This window comes from Mesorhizobium sp. B1-1-8, from assembly GCF_006442795.2.
GTDB lineage: Bacteria > Pseudomonadota > Alphaproteobacteria > Rhizobiales > Rhizobiaceae > Mesorhizobium.
Window position 1 is genome coordinate 5288397 of the sequence record NZ_CP083956.1, and the last position, 19897, is coordinate 5308293.

Here is a 19897-nt window from a genome sequence, read left to right on the forward strand (position 1 = left end):
TTGCAGGGTTCGTCGTTCGCCTCTATATGCGGCAAGCGCCGATCGGGCTGCTGGTTCAGGACGTACAATCGCATATGAGTCGCCTCGACAATTTCATCAGCCGGATGACCGCACAGCGCGACATTCTCAATCAAATCTGCCCCGAGGTAGCGAAGATGGAGGGGCTTGTGCTCGAACTCGGCCTCGGCAATGGCAGGACGTTCCACCATCTGCGGGAGCGCCTGCCCGGACGCCGGATCGTGGCGTTCGACCGTGAAGTTGGCGCGCATGCCAGCTCAATTCCCGAAGCTGAAAACCTCGTGCTCGGCGAAATACGCGAGACGGCCCGCAGGTTCATCGGCATCGACGCCGCTCTTGTTCATGCCGACATCGGCACCGGCTATGACGATCGCGATGCAGTGACCGCTACCTGGCTTCCCGATCTGATTGCGCGCCTGCTTCGCGTCGGCGGGTTCGCGGTCAGCGGCACGCCCCTCGATCATCCGCTGCTGCAATGCCTCCCGCCGCCGACTTCGGAGCCTGCCGACCGTTATTTCCTCTGCAGGCGCGTGTAAGGGGCGGAGACGGCCCAAATCTTCAGGGGCCCAAGCCTTCTCTTCGTGGCCTGAGTCTTCAGGGGATCGTGTATACCGCTATCTCTCGCCCAATCCCACGCAGCGCCACCTCGTGGGGCACGGGCGTCAGCGCGTTCTTGTGCAACAGGTCGGCGGTGAGATTGTCGTCGACCACAGCGCGCGTAGCGAAAATCGCCTGTGCATTGGCAAGGTTCTGGACCCGCGAGGCAATGTTGACCGTCTGGCCGAAATAGTCCTGTCGCTCGTTCATTGACACGGCAATGCAGGGGCCGGCATGGACTCCGATCTTGAGCAGCAGATCCTCGCGCCCGCTCTTTTCGTTGAGCGCACGCATGGCTTCGCGAATCCTGAGGGCCGCGGCAATCGCACGATCAGGCGTCGCGAAGGTCGCCATCACCGCATCGCCGATCGTCTTGACTACCGCGCCCGCCTCGGCCGCGACGATCTCGTGCAGAACCTGGAAATGCTCGCGCACGAGATCGAAGGCCGAAAGGTCACCTACCCGCTCGTAAAGCGCGGTCGATCCGCGCAGATCGGTGAACAGGAAGGTCAGGCTGGTGATCTTCAGGCGCTGGTTGATGTCGAGCGTATCCGCGCGATAGAGATCGCGGAACGTCTGGTTGGTGAGCAGGCGCTTGGCGGTGAGGAAGGGCCGGCGATTGCCAAGCAAATCATGCAATCCCTTGCCGGCGATGAAGACCGTCGGCAGCACGCGGGTGTCGGTCCTGTTTTCCAGCGAAATGCGCAACGGGCCGGGCTGCATCTCCAGCGTCTGGCTCTGGACATGGTCGCGGTCGAAGACCAGGGAGAGGCTTCGGCGCTCCTTTGTCGGCTCGCCCTTCACGTCGATGAACTGCACCGAATGGGTGACCGGTTCGAAGACGATAATGAACTCGGACGGAAGCTGTATGGGCAGAACCGCCTTTTCACCGGGCGCGAGCTCTATATCCTCCAGCGAGATCTCTTCCATCTTTTTCGCGAAATCCCCATCCGGCAGATCGACGCCGGACGCCCAGTAGATCTGGCGGAAATATTCCGTCAACGGCAGCTCGTGCGGATTATGGGCGGCAATCCTGCGTATACGGGGACTGACGGTGAATGTCACCTCGACCATCTCGTCGAGGTTCGGCGAATAACCTACGGCGCACAATGCGCAGGTGTATTCGTCCTTCTGCAGGGTCTTTAGCGTGGCGTTGGTGTCGAGCACGCCGCCGCAGCCAGGGCATAGAACATTCCACGAGATATCGAAGATGCCCAACCGCGCGGCATGGAGAAAGGCGCTTATCACGCGCTCCTCGTCGAGGCCATGCCTGCTGGCGAAGGCCGGGGCATTGATGCGGCAAAGCTCGCGGTCCTCGCCCTCCGCGATGGTTCGCTCAATCGCGTCGATTGCCGACGGATCGACATCGGTCGATTGCCGCAGAAGCGAGAACAGATCTTGAGCTTCGTTCATCGTGAAGGCTCCGGAAAATGCGCCATCAAGGCGTGTTGACCGGACCGCTCTTGGTCCGAGTGGCGCATTTTACTTCGAAACGGACCGTACGGCTATTCGAATAGCGAGCTGACGACGGCGCGATTTCCATTAGGGCATCATAGGTTGCAGAGACGGCTGGATTTTCAGGTGACGTCCGGTGCATCGTGCAGGACCGATTGTCTTCGCCGGGAATGCCATGATCAGCACGACCTCGCCGTCCTCCGACAAGATCCAGCCGCATCTCCGAGCCGTCCGGCCAAGCGATGCGGAGGCGCTATGCGCTATCTTCAATATGCCGGGTTTCCGCTGGGGCACGTTCAGGATGCCCTTCGAGAGGGTGGAGCAGGTGGAGCGGCGCATCGCCAAGTCCGGCCAGGAGACCACCTGGATCGTCGCCGAATTGGGCGGCAAGGTCGTCGGCCATGGCAGCCTGGTCGTGCAGGGTTCGCCGCGCCGTTCGCATATCGGCGAGATCAATATCGGCCTTGACGACGCCTTTGTCGGCAAGGGCATCGGTTCTGCCATACTTGGCGCGCTGCTTGACGTGGCCGACAATTGGCGGGCGCTAAAGCGGGTCGAATTGACCGTCTATGCCGACAACGAACCGGCCATCCGTCTCTACAAAAGCCACGGCTTCGAGGTCGAAGGTCGGCATGTGAAGGCCGGTTTTACCGACGGGCAGTACCACGACCTCCTGAGCATGGCCCGGCTGCGGTTCTAAGTTCCGCTGTTTCCCTTGGCGTTTGCACAACATGCGGCTAAAGCAGGTCGCGTGAAAAAGAATTCACGCGACCTGCTTTGATTTTTAAGCATGTCTTTATCCCGAAACCGCTGCACACTTTCGGGAGACATGCTTTAGACGGGAACAATGAGCGCCGTCCTTGACCCAGCCCCTGCGCCTCCAACGGAAATTCTGGCTTTGCTGTCGCTGCTCTGCCCGGAAGTCGCTCATGACATCAAGCAGAACTGGAATGCACCGGTTTCCGGTTACGCTCGCCATCTGTGGCGGCCGGTGGCAAGGCCGGTATCGAGCCCGGCGATCGCTGCCCGCTCGATCCTGCGCGACGTCCTGCATCAGCGCCTCGGCCTGACTATGCAGTCTGCGGAGATCGGCAAGGTCCTCGAAGAGTTCGAGCGTAGACCGGTGATTCAGTCCGGCCTGCACTGCCTGCTGCTGATGGACCGGATCACCTTCGATGCCCTGCTGCTTGCCTGGCTCGGTGCGGTCGAAAACGGGCTATCGGCCTTCTTCTGCTTCATGGGAGCGACGATGACCATGGAGACAATTGGCCGGGAGGGGCCGGGATGGCTCGATGTTGGCGACGACAAGATCAACCTGTTTGGCATGGGACGCCACAAACTGTGCCGCAAAAGCGCCTGCGTGGCCGGTCCCGTCTCCCTCAACAAGCGCGCGCTCGAAGCGGTGGGCGATGAAACGGATGCCAGCCGCTGGCTGGGCACGGTGCTTGCCAGTCGGGACAAAGTGTTTGGAACCGCCGCCGATGCGTTGACGGCCCTCAACGAGGATCTGGTTGCCAATTGGGACCGTTCCGGCATGGCCCTGCCGGTTTTCATCGATGATCGGCTCGCCGCGGCTGCCATGGCGCGGCATCTGGAATATGACGGCAGCCTTCTTTCCAGGCTGCTCGTCGACCCCGCAAGACGCCGGCGTCTCGACCATGCCTTGCAAACGGCGGCATCGAGCCCATTTGGCAGATTCCTGCCCAATGCCACGGACTATTTCTGGGGAATCCGCGAGGAGCGTGTGCGCAAGCTCGTCATCGAGAACGGGCACCTGATCGAGCCTGACAGGCCGCATGGTCTTTCCATCCCGTTCGAGCGGACCCATCTCAGGCAGGCGCTGCTGGACGGCGTGCTGCTGCCGAACCTATTCCTGATGTTCCTCGTCCTTGCCATATTGCCGCGGGTTCGGGTCGTAGGGGGCTTGAGACAGATTGGCTATGTAGCGCTTTTCCACTCGATCCTGCTGGATGCTCTGGACGAAACCGCGCCGGAAGAGCGCGATCTGGCTGCGGAGCTGCAGGTTCGGGAAAATGCCTGGGGCATGCGGGTCATCGACGAAAAGATCTCGGTCCGCGAGCAGCTTGCCGGCCTTCCGGAAGGAGCGGTCTTTCCTGAGCTGCTGAGGCAATATCGGTTGCGGACATTTGCCGAAACGACCGACGACCTGAAACTGGTTCCCGAAAACGCCCGATGGCGCAAGATCGGCAGAGCAGAGATCAAGGCGACCTAAAGCGTTTCACCGTTTCACGGAAACGGCGAAACACTCTATCTCTTTGTTTTACGCAATTCCGGACGGAAGGCTACGGCGAAGTCGCCGAGCCTAACCGTGTCATACTTTTCCTGGAATTGCTCTAAGCCTCGCTTCACGCGCTTCATTCGAGCACGGCCTCGACGATGGCAACAAAGTCGTCGAGCGAGCGATCCCCGCGAATCTCGATGCGCGGAAGGTCGATGGGATCGCCATCGAGGCCCGCCGGCCCGTGTCTGCCGCCAAAGCCGATCCGGTAGCCGCACTCCCTTGCCAGCCGGCCAAGCCGTCGGTCGGTGACCGAGTAGGGTGCAGCGAACGCCGTGGTTGGCCGACCGGTCCATTTTTCGATGAACATGCGAGAGCGCAGGAGCTCGGCGGCCAGCTCGGAGCTCGACAGACCGTCGATCGCGCGATGCGTCGCCAGATGGCTTCCGAAGAACGCACCTTCGCCGGCGAGGCGCCGCACCGTCGCGGCGTCCATAAGCGGCGCCGGCGGACCGCTGATGGCGTCCCACTGAGCACTTTCACCCACCAAGTCCGTCACCAGGAACACTTCCGCGGTCAGGTCGTTCTTGCGCAAAGTCGGCCAGGCATGGTCAGCAAAGTTCTGGAAGCCGTCGTCGAAGGTGATGAGCACCGGGCGGCCGGCAAAAGGTTGACGGTTGGCGATGAGCCGTTCCAGCTGCTCTGACGAAATCGCGTGAAAGCCATTGGCGCGCAGCCATGCCATCTGGCTGCCGAATGCGGCGGGCGTGCACCGAAAACGGGCGAGCGCGGCCGGACCATCGTCGGCGACGCTGTGATACATGAGGACAGGGATACGCTGCCGCCGCTCGCTGCGCGCGACATCGCGGCGCAAGGCGTGCGCCCCGCCCCAGACGATCCTTCGCGCGACCCCAACGTCGACAGGCGCGCGGATTGGCACATGATCAATCATCGGTTCCGTCGCCACATCGCCTGGTGACTGGCGGCGGAAGCGGTCTATGCGATAGAGCTCGGTCTGGATCGATTGCTCGAGAACAAGGCCTTCGGTCGCTGCCAGTGTCTCTGAGATCGCTTGTGCACCGAATGTATTCCAGTCGAAGCCCGTCCTTTCAGGATTGTCACGGAGCACGAATGCGTGTGCGCTGATGAAACTGCCGCCGGGGGCCAGTGCCTCAACGAGTTTTTTGGCGACGCGCCGCAACTCGGCGAGATCCTCCAGGTAATAGAGCACTTCCGAACAGACGATCAGGTCCATCTCACCCGGCAAGGTATCCGTGGAGAAATCCAGTGTGCCGAACTCTACATTCGGCTGATCGCCGCATCGCGCGCGCGCCCGCCCGATGGCTACGGCCGAGATGTCGGTCGCGGTCAAATGGCCCACTCGCGGCGCCAGCTGCCGCGTGAAGTGACCCTCCGCGCAGGCCAGCTCAAGCGCCCGTGCGATGGGACCGGCAGGCAGAATTTCGAGCTGCCGCTCATATTTTTCCTGCTCATAGGGCGAATTATAGTTCCAGGGATCCTCGGTCGCGAAATGGCGATCCCAGAACGACGACGTGCGATCATTGTCGTGCCCATCCGCGGCCGGTGCTCGGCGCGGCGCTGCAAGGGGCTCTGCAGCTTCGGCGCTCGACCGAACCAGCTCTTGCGCTTCCGTGGCCAATCGCGCGAGTTCGCCGAAATGGCTGTCCGCATCAGGCCGGCGTCCCGCCATGGACAACGATGCCTCGGCTGCAAAAATGGATTTGCTTACTAGCCGCTCAGGAGGCACGACATTCAGGATCAATTCAATCCAATGACGCGTTGTCACTTTCCCGAGCACGCCGAATTGCACGCGAGCCTCGATCTGGCCATCGATCATCAGACAGGCATAGATTTGATCGATACCTTGCGGAAGCTCGATCGCGGTCGGATTTCGGGCGTCGACGCGAATTCCGAGTGTCCGCGCCAGTCTGCGCGGCGCGGCAAGGTCGTCGAACTCGAGAAGCATTTGCTCAAGGTGATACTGGACCCGGCGACCCGCTACGGGATCACCCCAGACTTCGCCGAGTTTGATGATCAACTCGGTGAGGGAGCCGCCGAACCTGTCCCACCTGGCAGCCAATTGGGTTGGCACGGACAGGCTTCCTACCATAAGGCCATCGAAGATCACCTTGGCGATCTCATGCGACCACTTGCGTCCTGCCGGGAGCGCGTGCAGGGATTGCGGGTTGATCGAGCGCGAGCCGCAGCCGCAATCCGACGCGGCGTTCCACAATGCGAACCACGCGAGTGCTGCGGAAGCGGTGCCACCGTTCGCATCGATCGCTCCATTGGCGTGTGCCGATGCCGGGTGTTTGACCCTGGGATCAGGAGAAAAGCCGCGGGCGATCACGATTTCCGCATCGGCCGTCATCTGCGTCGAATTGCGGGAGAGCGCGTTGGGGCTGACCCGATAGAAAGCGAGCGGCTCGTCGACCATCACCCAATTTTTGCCGAGACGTGCGAGGCGCTGCCACAGATCCCAGTCTTCGCAGGTGCGCAGCGACACGTCGAAACCGCCCAGCTCGACGATTGTCTCCCGGTCGACCAGCAGCGCGTGAGTGCAAATTGCACACCGGCGGGCGAATGTTTCGAAGGGCCCGATCGCAACCTCCGTCGAGATGCTCGACGGGGTAAGTTCGCCATCGGGCATCACGCGCCGAGAACCGCAATAGGCGGCCACTGCATCGGGAGCACTTTTCAGCGCGGCCAGCATTTTCGCAAGGAAGCTGGCGTCCACCCAATCGTCCGCATCCAGAAACATGAGCCAGCGACCGCGCGCCGTCGAAATCCCGCTATTGCGCGCGCCGGCGGGGCTATAGGCGCAAGACCTCAACGTCCGAAATCGGGCATCGCGCTCTACATATCCGGCAATGATCGCTGGGGTGCGGTCCGTCGAAGCGTCGTCGACGATGATCGCCTCCCAATCCACTATTCCCTGGTCGAGAAGGCAATCGAGCGCGCGCGCCAGTGTAGCCTCCGCGTTGCGCGCAGGAACCACGATTGAAACCAAGGGATCATGCGCCACGCCGTCTTACCCGCGCCTGGACCATATCCTGTGCCTGGTAGATCTGCCGGGGGATGCTGGCAAGCGTTGCGCCGATGATTTGCCCGGCATCGAACATCGGTGCCACGAATGACGGCATCGGACGGCAGCACTGCTCTGTCAAGATCGGAGACGAATTAGAGGCAGGCAAAAAGGACTTGAAGACAGGGTTGAACGGCAAGCGCTCGATGCCGCTTGCCGGTCGACGGCTATCGGTTCATCCTTGTGAATACCCTGGCCGTGAAGTGCATAGCGAGATTATGTCGTCACGGCCGCTGGTGAGGTCTTGTTCCATGGACTGCTCGGGCTGCGGTTTCCAGGTTGAGAGCGGTTACGCCTTCTGTCCGAAGTGCGGCAGGCGCCAGCCCGTGCCATGCGCCGGTTGCGGATACCTCTGCGCGCCTGATTTCGAGTTCTGTCCGAAATGTGGGGCAAGCGTCGGTGCGCCCGCAAAAGCCGTCGAACGGCCTGCTCCGACAACCCGGACCATCGTGCCGCCTTCCCGAACTCCGTCGCTGCTTGCGAACATCGAAGGCGAAGAAGGGCTGCATCCCGTCTCTGACGCCGATCGCCGCACGGTGACGGTCCTGTTCGCCGACCTTTGCGGCTTCACCACACTCAGCGAGCAACTCGACCCCGAGGTCATGCAAGCGCTGCAGAACGAACTGTTCAAGGAGTTGACGGCGGCCGTGCGAAACTTTGGTGGTTTCGTCGACAAATTCATGGGCGATGCCCTGCTTGCTTTGTTCGGCGCGCCGGTCGCGCATGAGGACGATCCGGAACGTGCGCTCCGCGCCGCTCTCGACATGATCGCCCGGACGGCGCGGCTCGGCGAAAGCGCCCCCCAATCCGGTTCGCCTCTGTTACTCCACATCGGCATAAACACTGGTCCGGTCGTCACTGGCGGATTGGGCATCGGGACCGCCAAATCCTACTCGGTGACCGGCGACACAGTGAATACGGCGCAGCGCCTGCAATCGCTGGCCGCACCGGGTGAGGTGCTGGTCGGCGAGCTCACTCACAGGCTGACCCGGCATGCCTTCTCCTACGAGTCGCTGGGCGATGTCGGGCTTCGAGGCAAGGCTGGCAGTGTGCTCGTCCATCGGCTGGGCGGACCGCTTGCGGCGCCGCGCGCGGCGCGCGGGCTGGAGGCGCTCGGCCTCAGCGCGCCGATAATTGGTCGTGGCGCGGAGCTCAATAGAATGCTGGCGTGCCTTGACCAGGCGTGCGGCGGCTCGGCCCAACTTGTCCGCCTCGTCGGAGAAGCCGGTATCGGGAAATCGCGGCTGGTGAAGGAGTTCGTGGCCCGCGTCGGCGACGAGGATCGTTTTCGCAACGTCGCCGTGCGGCAGGCCACGTGCTCACCGCTGGGCGAGCAATCGTTTGGCGCCTTGGGCGCAGTGGTGCGCAGCGCCGCCGGGGTGATGCAAAACGACAATGGGGAGGAAATGCGGGGGAAGCTCGCAGGCTTGCTTACCGATCTCGGCCTGCAGGGCGAGGAGGCGAAGCGGCTGATGCCTTTGCTCTACCATGTTCTTGGCATTGGTGACCCCGACGTCACCTTGCAGCATGTCGAGCCCGAGCAGTTGCGGCGGCAAATTCTCTACGCGGTCCACACAATCATGGAACGGCGGCTTGCGTTGTCGCCGCTGTTGATTGTCGTCGAAGACCTGCACTGGGCCGACGCCGTGTCGCTCGAGGCACTGCGTTTCGTGATGGACAGGTTGGAACGCACGCGGTTGATGCTGCTGGTCACGCATCGTCCGGCGCCGGACAACGGCCAGCTCGACTCAAGCCGGGTCAGTCACACAGCGCTCAGGCTTTCGCCGCTCAACGATGATGACGGGCGCAGCCTGCTGGCGGCGCTGTTCGGCGAGAGCTGGGTAAACTCCGCAGGCGGGCTTCTCGACCAGATCCTCGAACGCGCGGGCGGCAATCCCCTTTTCGTGGAGGAGATCGTTCGCGGCCTGATCGATCGCGGTCTTCTGATGCGCGAAGGCCAGCGATGGCGGACTGCGGCAGGCGAAGTCGCAACCGGCATTCCCGCCACCATCCAGGCAATGTTGCTTGCCCGCGTCGACCGGCTGCCCCAGGAGGTGCGCCGGTTGGCCCAGGAAGCCGCGGTAATCGGTCCGCGCTTCGATGCCACACTTCTGAAAACCGTGACAGCCGATCCCGGCCGCTTGGAGGCCGGCTGCGAACTGCTTTGCGATGCGGAAATCATCGAGGAAGTTGCCGGATCAGGCTCGGTCTCGTCGCAAAGCTACCGCTTTACGCAAACGTTGCTGCAGGATGTGATCTATCAGAATCTGCTCCTGCAACGCCGGACCGACATTCATGGGCGGGTCGGTGCCGCCTTGGAGCAACTGTACGGCGACAAGCCGGAACGGCTCGAGGATTTGACCGTGCTCGGTCATCATTTCGCACAGAGCGCCGAGCGCGAGAAGGGCGCGCATTACCTGCTGGCGGCGGGCGATCGCGCTCGCATGATATACGCCAATGACGATGCCCTTCGTTTCTACGAGCGAGCACTGACTGCGCTGGGCGCGATCGGGCAAACACCGCTCAAACTGGCTATTGCCGAGCGCATTGCCGATTTGAGCGGTCCGGCAGGCCGCCGCGAGATCGCGCACCACCACTACGAGACGGTGTTGCAGGCATACCGCGAGGCAGCCGATCGTGTCGCTTCGGCGCGCGTTTTGCGGAAGATCGGTCGCCTGCTATGGGACGTCGGCAAGCGGGACAACGCAGAATCCCGCTACGCTGAAGCGGCAGCGCTCCTTGATGGAGCGGATGCCCCGGTCGAGCAGGCGCATCTCTGGCAAGAACGTGGCCGACAGGCGTTCCGCAGTGGAGATCACGCTCTCGCGGCAAAATGGGCGGACGCGGCGCTGGATTGCGTACGCAGTCTGGCGACGGAGCATGTCTCCGAGGGAGGGCGTGACGCCACTCTTGTGACCGCCGAGGCACTCAATACCAAGGCTGTCGCGCTGGCTCGCCTTGGGCGAGATCTTGAAGCGGTGCGTCAGATTGAGCGTAGTATCGAACTGGCCGAAGACGCCGGTCTACTGGGCACGGCCTGCCGCGGCTACACCAATCTCGGCGTGCTTTATACGACCATCGATCCGACACGGGCCATAGAGGTCTGTCGGCGCGGTCTTGAAGTGGCGCGCCGTATTGGCGATTTGGGCTTCCAGGCGCGCCTCCTCGCCAATCTGGCGGTCGCTTGTTGTACCTTTACGGATCGCTGTCCAACGGAGGGCGTGCCTGCCGCCGAGAAGGCCATCGAGATCGACCGGGCGCTCGACCAGCGCGAGCACCTGCCGGTGCCGTTGATCGTGCTTGGGCAGATCCACCAGTGCAACGGCCGTCCGGAGCTGGCGGTTAGCTTGTTCAACCAAGCACTGGAGGTAGCCCGCGAGACGGGCGAACCCCAACAGCTGTTTCCGTGCTATGATGGTCTTGCGACGCTTAATCTCGACCTCGACAATCTGGCCGAGGCCGACCGGTACTTTTCCCTGGCGCAGGGTATATGCGCCCAGCACGGGCTCGACCCGGAAGCGCTTGTGGTGCTGCCTTTTCTCGACTAGCCGGGATGGGAGGTTGGAAATGTCCGCGCCTAGTGACTTGTTACCGCTTCAACCGGGCGACCGTGCGCCGAACGTCGTGCTCGACGCCATCACCCAGGAAGGCAAGATCGCGCTTGACGACTTTCGCGGACAAAAACCGGTGCTGGTCGGCTTGTTTCGAGGCCTGCATTGTGCGTTTTGCCGGCGCCATATCGCCGCCCAGGCGCGGCTTGATCCAGAGCTGCGCGAAAAGGGCGTGGGGAGCCTGACGGTTGTCAACACGCCGATCGAGCGAGCGCGTCTCTATTTCCGCTACCACCCGATGCCGAATCTGCTTGCGGCCTCGGACCCCGAACGCGCTTCACATCGTGCCTTTGGATTGCCCAATCTCGAATTCACCCAAGACGAGACGATCTGGCCATACAAGGTCTCGATGGCAGCGGCAAAGGGAATGCGGGTCGAGATGCCGAGCGAGTTGCCCGGTCCAATGGATCCTTTTGCAGCCAGCGAATTCCTCGACAGGAAGGACCATTACGAAGTGACCGAAGCCGACCAGCAGATGATGGCAACGGGACACGGACAACTGATCGGTCAGTTCCTGCTGGACCGGCAAGGGATCGTCCGCTGGAGCTTCACGGAGGTTCCAGAGGGTGGGCGATACATGTTTGCGGCGGCAAACCCGCAGGAGCTGATGTCAGCCGTGTCCCAAGTGGCCCAGTAGACTTGCAAACGAGCTAGACCCACTCGTGCTGCGGGCCTGCGATCCTGGTGCCGAGCGCGTTCTAGATCGGAGGCCCGGGCAAGGTGGGAATGTCTTCCCCCCCCCGGCTAAAATAAACATCGCCAGATACCCGGCGCAACGGTCCAGCTTCGGAACGATGAAGTCTTGCAGCGCAGTATCGGCTTCTTCAAGGTAGGAGCAGTGGCGGGCATGGATGTCATTGCTTGCCGATTTGGCCGGAAGGTTACAGCACGATGCCGCTCATGCTTCGACGATTGGGAGCCAGGAATCTGGCCGGCTCGGCACGACGTGTCAGAGATCCGGCTGCTATGTTTGTCCTGATTGTCAGGCCGCTCGTCTTCGGGATCGCCCTTTTGCTGGCTGGCCCCGTACAGGCGCAGGCGCCAGCGAGCGTCCCGCCTGAAAAGGTCAAACAGCTGTTCCAGCTTCTCGACGATCCGTCCGTGAAGGCCTGGGTGGCCGGACAAAGAAATCAGGACGCGGGATCGACGGGAGCGCCTGCCGAAGCAGGAGCTTCACCGGCCAACGGATCGTCCGACGCCGCGGCCGCACCAGGCCAGATGAATACCATGGCCTCCTCGACGCTCGATCGCATCAAGCATCATATCGAAAGGATCGCGCGGACTGTGCCCTCGCTGCCAGGCCAGTTCGCGCGCGTTCGGACAGAGACCATGGAGGATATGTCCAGCAAGGGGTCCGCCGGCGTATTTTTGCTGATTGCGATGTTCATCGCTGCCGGCGTGGCGCTCACCTGGGCAACGTACAAGCTCACCCGTCCGTTTCGTCTTTGGGTCATCGCGCAGCCGAAGGACACGCCCATTGGCCGAGCCAAGAAGATTGGCGGCCGTACGCTTTACTCGAGCCTGCTGATCGTCTCGTTCGCGCTGGGCAGCGCCGGCGCGTTCATGTTGTTCGACTGGCCGATGCTTATCCGCGAGATCGTGCTGACATTTCTGATAGCTGCGGTCTTTACAGCGGCTGTGCGCATGTATCTCGCAGCCATGCTCGTGCCTTCCTTCATGCACGTCGAGAACGCCGTCGAGGTTCGTGCCTTGCCGATCACCAACGAAACGGCTGACCATTGGTTCTATTGGCTACCCCGGATCGTCGGCGTTTTCGCCTTCTTCGCCGCCGCGTTCATCCTCTTGCCGGGTCTCGGCATCGATCAGGACGGAATGATGGTCCTGTCAACGGGCGCCGATTTCGTGCTGCTGCTGCTCTTGCTGCTTGCCGTCTGGCGTCGGCCAAGAACACAGCGAGAGGGTGCGCACCAGAGCGGCCACACCGCAGCGTCATGGTTGTTGACTTCCTATTTCATCGTTCTGTTCCTGCAGCGCATCGCCGGCCTCAATATATTGTTCTGGTTCACCTTCGCCGCATTCTTTCTGCCTTTGGCAATTGTGCTGACGCAGCGCGGGGTCAATTTCGTCCTGCGGCCGGGTTCGGAAGAAGCTGGCCGGCCTACGATCCCGGCGGTGACGATCGCTGTCGTCGATCGCGGAGTCCGGATGATTTTGATACTGGCGGCGGCTTATTTTCTGGCGCGTGTCTGGGGTCTGGACATGCAATCAATGGAGGGCAGCGATACGACGACCACGCTCATCTTGCGCGGCTTGATCAATGTCATGGTCATTGCCCTTGCCGCCGATTTCGGCTGGTCGATCATCAAAGCCCTGATCGAACGAAAGCTGGGCATCGAAACGCCGCACGCGGTGACCGACGACGAGGAGGTCCCGATCCTCGATCCGCAGCAGGCGCGATTGCGCACGCTCCTGCCGATCATCCAGAACATTTTGCTCGCGGTGATCGTCGTAATGGCGGTGCTGATGATGCTCGCCTCAATGGGTATCGAGATCGGCCCGCTGATCGCCGGCGCCGGAGTCGTCGGCGTCGCTGTGGGATTCGGAGCTCAAACCATAGTCAAGGACATCATTTCGGGCGTGTTCTTTCTGCTCGATGATGCGTTTCGTGTTGGCGAATACATTACATCCGGCCGTTATGTGGGAACGGTGGAGAGCTTTTCGCTGCGCTCGGTGAAGCTGCGCCACCATCGTGGCCCGCTGTTCACAATACCTTTCGGTGAGCTCGGAGCAGTCCAGAACCAGAGCCGTGACTGGGTCACCGACAAATTCAACATCACCGTCGGTTACGACACCGATATCGACTTCGCTCGCAGGCTGATCAAGCGGATCGGCCTCGAACTGGCGGAAGATCCCGAATTCAAACAGTGGGTGCTCTCGCCGATCAAGATGCAGGGCGTGCAGGAGTTCGGCGAGTACGGCATCGTCTTGAGGGTCAAGGTCACAACCAGACCGGGAGGCGCCTTCGCCATGAAACGCAAATTCTATGTACGTCTCCGCCAGGTCTTCAAGGAGCAGGGCATCGAACTGCCATTTCCGACCGTCCACGTCGAGGGGCTGCAGAACCCACAGGGGGCAGAGAACGCGCCGTTGGAGATCACACCCGAGTTGAAAGTGGCCGTCGCGCAGTCGCATACCAATCGGCGCAGAAAAAAAGCCAGCACAACGGAATAAGAAAGCCGTGACAGATCAAGCCGGGAGCCGCCACATTTGCACACGGCCTGTACCACGCAATTCCGTTTCCGCGAGTGGGTCGCAAGCAAACTTTGGTCCAAGCAGTTTGTGAGTTGCATCCGAAATAAGGATTTCGTCGGGCTCCGCGGACTTTTGAATACGTGCGGCGAGATTGACGGTGTCGCCCCACAGATCATAGGCAAACCGCCTTTTGCCTATGACGCCCGCGACGATTGGTCCTGAATGAATTCCAATTCTGAGTCTTAGCGGTTCTCCCGCGAAGCGTTCGCGCTTGGCCGCCTTCCGCAGTTCAAGTGCATAGTGCGCGAGGGCTTCCGCATGATCGGATCGCGCTGCAGGCAGGCCAGCGACCACCATCACACTATCGCCGATAGTCTTGATCTTTTCGCAGCCGTATCGTTCCGAGAGCCGATCCGCCGCCTTGAAGAAGTAATTTAAAATAGCGAGCGTCGCCACGGCGCCGACGCTTCGCGCTCTTTCGGTAAAACCGACGATGTCGGCAAAAAGCACACTCACCTCCGCGTGGTTGTCTGCAATTCGTTCGCGCGCCTTTAGCCGCGCCGCGATCGGCGCCGGAAGAATGTTGAGGAGCAGGGTTTCGGCGCGCTGGTATTCACGCGACAATTCCTCTTGGCTCTTCCTCAACGCCTCGTTCGTCGATTGTAATTTCTCGTTGAGTTGACGCTCCCTCTCTTGCAGGAGCGTCATTTCATACGCCTTCTGTTGAAGCCGCTGCCTATTTTCGCGTTCGGCAGTGGCGTCAAGAAAGAGCAGCCACACGCAGGCATCGTCGGCAAAAAGATGAAGGTCGGCGACACGCCCGCTGGGCAGTTCCATCATGGGCATATGATATGGAAGCTCCGGGCAAGGCAGCAAACCTTCCATCAATTCAAGCTGATCGACAACAGGCTTACCAATGCGAAGCGATGAAAGTCCGTAATGTTCAACGTTACCGCCCTTCGCAGCTATGCAAAGCCGGGCGTCAATTTTCAGGTATGCGATAGCGTGCTCATTGTAGAAGAAATTGTAAATCCAGCTTTTGACCTCTCCTGGCAATCCACGCATGATCTATTTGGCGACCATCGAGGCAAGCTGACGAAACGCATCGTCAACATTTGCGCCAGAAAGCGCACTTGTTAGATAGATTTGCCATCCACGTTGCCTGAGGTCGTTAATCTCATTATCCTGTATCGCCCACCGATCGGCCAGATCGGATTTGTTGACCAGCAACACAAACGGCATAGCGCCGAATTCGGCCTCGGCCCGCTCGCGCAGCGTCAGCGCCACGCCAAGAGTAGCGGCGCGGGTTCCGTCGACGACAAGCACCAGCCCGGTCGAACCTCGCACATAGCTGACGCGGAATGAGCCGATATCGTCTTCGCCGGCCAAATCCCACAAGATCAGATCTACGGTTTTGTCCGGGAGCGCGACGCTCTTCTTGTCGATTTTCACTCCCACCGTGGTCAAGTAGGTTTCTGAAAAGATGCTTTGCACAAACCTGCGAACCAGACTCGTCTTTCCGACAGAAAACCCGCCCAACATGCAGATCTTTTTTTGCAGCATCCCGGGCTCCGCGCTAGTCCAAGTTCACCGTAACCGAAACCCGGCGATTGGTGGGGTTCCCAGTTCGACTATTTTCATTTTCGGGCACCGCCGGCTCAAACGTGCCGGCGCCCCGAACCAGCAGCAGTTCCAGAGCGACGCCGCGCTTGTTGAGAAGCGCGCGAACTGTCTCTGCGCGGGCGGCGCTGATCGACGCGTTTGCCGTCTCACGGCCCGTTGTGTCCGAATGGCCGGTCAACATGAACCGCGCTGTCACGCCTGCCTTGCGGGCATTTTCGGCGAATTCCTTCAGCTGATCAGCCAATCTGTCGAGCACCGGCGTCTGCTCCGGTCCCGGGACAACTCTGCCGGAAGAGAAGAAAATATCGGTCGTCTGGATGGCCTCTCTCAAATGATTAAGTTCTGCAAGGTTCAACTCGCGCAGCTGCGAGACATCCAGAACCACTCCGTCCGCCGAAAGTTGTTCGGCGGCGGCCTGCGCCCGGCTGATCCAGCCGGCCGGAGCCTCGCCCATGACAAGGATGCGACCCTGGACGATCGAAAGCCGAACCGATTTCGGCGGGGACAGCGACGCCGTCAGCCGCTTCACCACGAACTTCGGATCAAGACTCTGATAGAATTGCCACAGTGAATGAACGCGCGCAGGATCAACCTCCGTTCCGGACAGAAGAGCTTGCGGGTCGGCGGCAAGAGGGTCTCTCAGACCGGAAATGTAGAAATCTCCGCCCCTCGCCGTTTGTTGAGCGACGATGATTCCCGGTTGGGCCTCAAGTCGCGACACATAATACTGCCAATGCTCCGCCGCGCGTGCATCGGGGCTCACATCACGAACCTTGGAGATGTCGAACTCCGGTCCGCCTGCTGAAAGCTGTCGAGCCGCTGCGCGCGCTCGGTCTATCCAGGTGTCGGGAGCCTCACCCTCGGCAACGATGCGACCCTGGACGATCGAAAGCCGAACCGATTTCGGCGGATACAGCGACGCCGTCAGCCGCTTCAGCACGAACACCGGCTCAAGGCTCTGATAGAATTGCCAGCTTGAATGAACGCGCGCGGGATCGACCTGCGTTCCCGACAACAGCGACTGCGGGTCCGCGGCAAGTGGGTCTCTCAGGCCGGCAATATAGAATTGGCCATCGCGCACATTCTGTTGGGCGACGATGATGCCGGGCTGGGTCTGCAGTCGCGACACATAGGCCTGCCAGCGCTCCTCGGGGCTCACGTCACGGACCTCGGAGATGTCGAAGACCGGTCCGCCGGCTGAAAGCTGCTGGGCGGCGGCCCGCGCCCGGTTGATCCACGCGGTTGTGGCCTCACCCGCGGCAACGATGCGATCATTGACGACCGAAAGCCGCACCGAACCCGGCGGCGCCAGCGACGCCGTCAGCCGCTTCAGCACGAACTGCGGTTCAAGGCTCTGGTAGAATTGCCAGCTTGCATGAACGCGCGCGGGATCGACCTGCGTTCCGGCCAACAGCGACTGCGGGTCGGCCGCAAGCGGATCTCTCAGACCGGTAATATAGAATTGGCCGTCGCGCACATTCTGATCGGCGACGATGATGCCGGGCTGGGTCTGCAGTCGCGACACATAGGCCTGCCATCGGTCCTCGGCGCTCACATCACGAACCCTGGAGATGTCAAAGACCGGTCCGCCTGCCGAAAGCTGCTGGGCGGCGGCCCGCGCCCGGTTGATCCACGTGGTGGTAGCCTCACCCTCGGCAACGATGCGATCATCGACGACTGAAAGCCGGATCGAATCCGGCGGCGCCAGCGACGCCGTCAGCCGCTTCAGCACGAACTCAGGCTCCAGGCTCTGGTAGAACTGCCAGTTCGAATGAACGCGAGCGGGATCGACGTCGGTTCCCGACAACAGCGACTGCGGGTCGGCGGCGAGCGGGTCTCTCAGTCCGGCAATATAGAACTGGCCGCCACGCGCCTTTTGTTCGGAAACGACGATGCCCGGCTGGGTTTCCAGTCGCGATAGATAGGCCTGCCAGCGCTGTCCGGATTGCCAGGAAAGAAAGAACCAGACGCCTGCCGCAATCAGAACCAGCAGGGCTGCCGTCACCACCAGCCACGGAAATCCCTCTTTTGAATCCGTATGCTGCAGTTCGACGCAGGTCTGCAACTGCGTCTCCACGCCGGCCAACTGCGAGGTGTCGCCGTCGAACTGCTCCAAAGCCTGCGAGGACTGATCATGGATGCGAAGCAATACGTCCCGGATTACTTCATGCAACTCCTCCGGCGGATTTCCCCGGATCACCGCAACCAGGGTCGCGAACGGTCCGACTTCCGACCAGAGGCGAAGTTCGCCGAACCGGATGGTGTCCAGGCCGCTGTTTTCCTTCTCGTTGAATGAGTCCTTCACAAAATCCTGGATTGCGCTGAGCATCGAGGAAATCAGCTGGGGGTCTTCGCTGGTCGCGTTTTCGGCGGTTACATGCGCAATCAAAAGCCCGGAGCTGCGGCTGATGAGAAAGACATGTTCGACACGATAGACGAGAGAATGCTTGAGAACGACCTCGGAGAAGCTTGTTCCCGTTCGCCAGGCCTCAAATCTCCACTTCAGTCCATGCCAAGTGAATATATGCCTTAAAGATTCATTCAGCGATTGAAAGGTCTGGTCGATCTTTTCGCCGATCGACTTGCGGATAGCCGGCAGAAACACCGGGTATAATATATCCGTCAGCGTGCGCGGGTTTTTCTGGATGGATCGTTGCGCAGCCCTCTCGACAGCCGGTGCAAGCGCCTCACCGAGTTGCGCATGAGACGCACGTGCGGCTGCATCGGGGAGAACGCTCCCCACCGCGGCCGCAAGCTGCTCAGGTTCGTCGAGCAGGTGCGTAACTCGTGAAAGCTCCGAGATTTCGCCGCCGACGAGCAGCTGACGAAGCGTTTCCATGCGGTGATCGGCGCTTGGAATTCCGTCGAAGCGCGCATGATTGTCCGGATCAACGTTCCGGGCAATTTCGACCAAAAGACGAGCCAGAGCCTCGCGATCAATCTCGGTATCGTTCGAAGCTGCGCTTTGAGGAAGGCTGATTGGGTCGACGCTCGACGTCAAGTTCCGATCAACTCACTTTCCAGCCACGATCCGAATTGCCCTTGCTGCCGACGGGATCCTGATTGAGACATTTCGCAACCTCGACAAACAGGCCGGCCAAAAGATTTCGGTCGGTCTTGACGTTGCTGAGATCGGAAAACAATTTCTCCAGCAGCATCTGCATGCTTTCATTCTTCTGCTTGATTTCCTCACGCAGCGAATGATCGCTTCGATTTATCCGATCGGCAACTTCGCGTTCAAGGTCGCTCAATTGATCCGACAACGCGCGCACCTGTTTTTCAAGCGCCTGATTTTGCTCGCGCAGATTCCGGTCAATCTCCTTGTCGGCATCGGCTCGCGCATCTTTTTCGTTTCGCAATTGCCCCGCAAGAGAATCGACCTGCTTCTTTGCATTCGACTCGTACATTTCAAGATTGCGCTTGGCCTCGGATTCGACATCCTTGAAGCGCTGCAAGAACCGTTCTTCAAGCTTGGAAAAGCGGCGATCATAGTCCTGCATCTGATTGCCGAACAGCAGATCACGTATCTTGTCGACACCTACGGCGTCGCCGGAGCCTCCGCCCTCGCGCGCCTGGGCCGCCATGAAAGCCAGCCCGTTCTCGTCTGCATTTTTTAACAGGTTTACGTCCGTCTTGTTTGCCGAAGAAGCGGCATTCGAAGATTCCTTGGCCATCTTTACGCCCCAATTGCCACAGTGCAGGAAACGGGAAAATATGCCAGCAAAATACCCGGCCTGCAAGCCGGAATCCTCTTGGGCTTAAGCCGATTCGTGCGTCCCTTGTTCGTCTCTTGGACTAGGGCGGTTCACCGTTTCAGGGAAACGCAGAACCGCTCTATTTCTTTTGTTTTGAAGCAATTCCGGACGGAAAACCGTTTCACGCCTGTCCTGGAATTGCTCTGGCGACAAATGCATGGATTCGGATTGAGTCGCTCTTGCTTCCGACGGACCGGCATCAATCGGTCGATGTTTGGAGTTCCGGAAGTACTAATCTGGCGGCTTCCCTGCTTGGCGCGCGGCTGTCCTTCGCGGCCCA

At 60.7% G+C, this 19897-nt stretch carries 12 protein-coding genes; 6 read left to right on the forward strand and 6 right to left on the reverse strand.

Going from position 1 to position 19897, the window contains the following annotated elements; all coding sequences use genetic code 11:
• Window positions 1–74: 74 nt before the first annotated feature.
• Window positions 75–554: a class I SAM-dependent methyltransferase gene (locus tag FJ974_RS25865; RefSeq protein WP_140535531.1), complete on the forward strand. Its 480-nt coding sequence runs from the start codon at window positions 75–77 to the stop codon at window positions 552–554.
• A gap of 58 nt (window positions 555–612) precedes the next feature.
• Here the strand turns inward: FJ974_RS25865 and FJ974_RS25870 are convergent, their stop codons facing one another.
• Entirely contained in the window at window positions 613–2028 is a 1416-nt protein-coding gene (locus FJ974_RS25870) for an adenylate/guanylate cyclase domain-containing protein (protein ID WP_140535381.1), read from the reverse strand.
• Between the two features lie 217 nt (window positions 2029–2245).
• Here FJ974_RS25870 and FJ974_RS25875 point away from each other — a divergent pair, with 217 nt between their 5' ends.
• Together FJ974_RS25875 and FJ974_RS25880 are read left to right on the forward strand one after the other, a co-directional pair.
• Complete coding sequence (locus FJ974_RS25875) at window positions 2246–2770, forward strand: GNAT family N-acetyltransferase (RefSeq protein ID WP_140535378.1); 525 nt, start codon at window positions 2246–2248, stop codon at window positions 2768–2770.
• Window positions 2771–2917: 147 nt separating this feature from the next.
• Entirely contained in the window at window positions 2918–4303 is a 1386-nt protein-coding gene (locus tag FJ974_RS25880; protein WP_140535376.1) for a hypothetical protein, read from the forward strand.
• Between the two features lie 142 nt (window positions 4304–4445).
• On the opposite strand, the gene FJ974_RS25885 is transcribed toward FJ974_RS25880, so the two are convergent.
• Window positions 4446–7355: a trifunctional glycosyltransferase/class I SAM-dependent methyltransferase/polysaccharide deacetylase gene (locus FJ974_RS25885; protein ID WP_140535373.1), complete on the reverse strand. Its 2910-nt coding sequence runs from the start codon at window positions 7353–7355 to the stop codon at window positions 4446–4448.
• Between the two features lie 311 nt (window positions 7356–7666).
• Here FJ974_RS25885 and FJ974_RS25890 point away from each other — a divergent pair, with 311 nt between their 5' ends.
• The 3 genes from FJ974_RS25890 (at window position 7667) to FJ974_RS25900 (ending at window position 14218) form a co-directional block, all read left to right on the forward strand.
• Window positions 7667–10963: an adenylate/guanylate cyclase domain-containing protein gene (locus FJ974_RS25890; RefSeq protein ID WP_140535528.1), complete on the forward strand. Its 3297-nt coding sequence runs from the start codon at window positions 7667–7669 to the stop codon at window positions 10961–10963.
• Between the two features lie 19 nt (window positions 10964–10982).
• Window positions 10983–11663 carry a redoxin domain-containing protein gene (locus FJ974_RS25895; RefSeq protein ID WP_140535525.1) on the forward strand — a complete coding sequence of 227 codons (681 nt, stop codon included), beginning with the start codon at window positions 10983–10985 and terminating at the stop codon, window positions 11661–11663.
• A 329-nt stretch (window positions 11664–11992) separates the two neighbouring features.
• Window positions 11993–14218, forward strand: coding sequence for a mechanosensitive ion channel family protein (locus FJ974_RS25900; RefSeq protein ID WP_140535370.1), 2226 nt, complete (start codon window positions 11993–11995; stop codon window positions 14216–14218).
• 15 nt (window positions 14219–14233) lie between these two features.
• Here FJ974_RS25900 and FJ974_RS25905 read toward each other — a convergent pair whose 3' ends face one another.
• Genes FJ974_RS25905 through FJ974_RS25920 form a run of 4 tightly spaced genes read right to left on the reverse strand, consistent with a single transcriptional unit; the run spans window position 14234 to window position 19536 of the window.
• Complete coding sequence (locus tag FJ974_RS25905; protein ID WP_140535368.1) at window positions 14234–15304, reverse strand: adenylate/guanylate cyclase domain-containing protein; 1071 nt, start codon at window positions 15302–15304, stop codon at window positions 14234–14236.
• Between the two features lie 3 nt (window positions 15305–15307).
• Window positions 15308–15802 carry a Rab family GTPase gene (locus tag FJ974_RS25910; protein WP_140535365.1) on the reverse strand — a complete coding sequence of 165 codons (495 nt, stop codon included), beginning with the start codon at window positions 15800–15802 and terminating at the stop codon, window positions 15308–15310.
• Window positions 15803–15815: 13 nt separating this feature from the next.
• On the reverse strand, window positions 15816–18863 hold the full coding sequence (locus FJ974_RS25915) for an OmpA family protein (protein WP_140535361.1): 3048 nt from the start codon (window positions 18861–18863) through the stop codon (window positions 15816–15818).
• A 7-nt stretch (window positions 18864–18870) separates the two neighbouring features.
• Entirely contained in the window at window positions 18871–19536 is a 666-nt protein-coding gene (locus FJ974_RS25920; protein WP_140535358.1) for a hypothetical protein, read from the reverse strand.
• Window positions 19537–19897: the final 361 nt, after the last annotated feature.

Excerpts from the sequence above, each read along its gene's own strand:
- FJ974_RS25865 (WP_140535531.1), top strand. The coding sequence starts at position 75 with ATGAGTCGCCTCGACAATTTCATCAGCCGGATGACCGCACAGCGCGAC.
- FJ974_RS25870 (WP_140535381.1), bottom strand. The coding sequence starts at position 2,028 with ATGAACGAAGCTCAAGATCTGTTCTCGCTTCTGCGGCAATCGACCGAT.
- FJ974_RS25875 (WP_140535378.1), top strand. The coding sequence starts at position 2,246 with ATGATCAGCACGACCTCGCCGTCCTCCGACAAGATCCAGCCGCATCTC.
- FJ974_RS25880 (WP_140535376.1), top strand. The coding sequence starts at position 2,918 with ATGAGCGCCGTCCTTGACCCAGCCCCTGCGCCTCCAACGGAAATTCTG.
- FJ974_RS25890 (WP_140535528.1), top strand. The coding sequence starts at position 7,667 with ATGGACTGCTCGGGCTGCGGTTTCCAGGTTGAGAGCGGTTACGCCTTC.
- FJ974_RS25895 (WP_140535525.1), top strand. The coding sequence starts at position 10,983 with ATGTCCGCGCCTAGTGACTTGTTACCGCTTCAACCGGGCGACCGTGCG.
- FJ974_RS25900 (WP_140535370.1), top strand. The coding sequence starts at position 11,993 with ATGTTTGTCCTGATTGTCAGGCCGCTCGTCTTCGGGATCGCCCTTTTG.
- FJ974_RS25905 (WP_140535368.1), bottom strand. The coding sequence starts at position 15,304 with ATGCGTGGATTGCCAGGAGAGGTCAAAAGCTGGATTTACAATTTCTTC.
- FJ974_RS25910 (WP_140535365.1), bottom strand. The coding sequence starts at position 15,802 with ATGCTGCAAAAAAAGATCTGCATGTTGGGCGGGTTTTCTGTCGGAAAG.
- FJ974_RS25920 (WP_140535358.1), bottom strand. The coding sequence starts at position 19,536 with ATGGCCAAGGAATCTTCGAATGCCGCTTCTTCGGCAAACAAGACGGAC.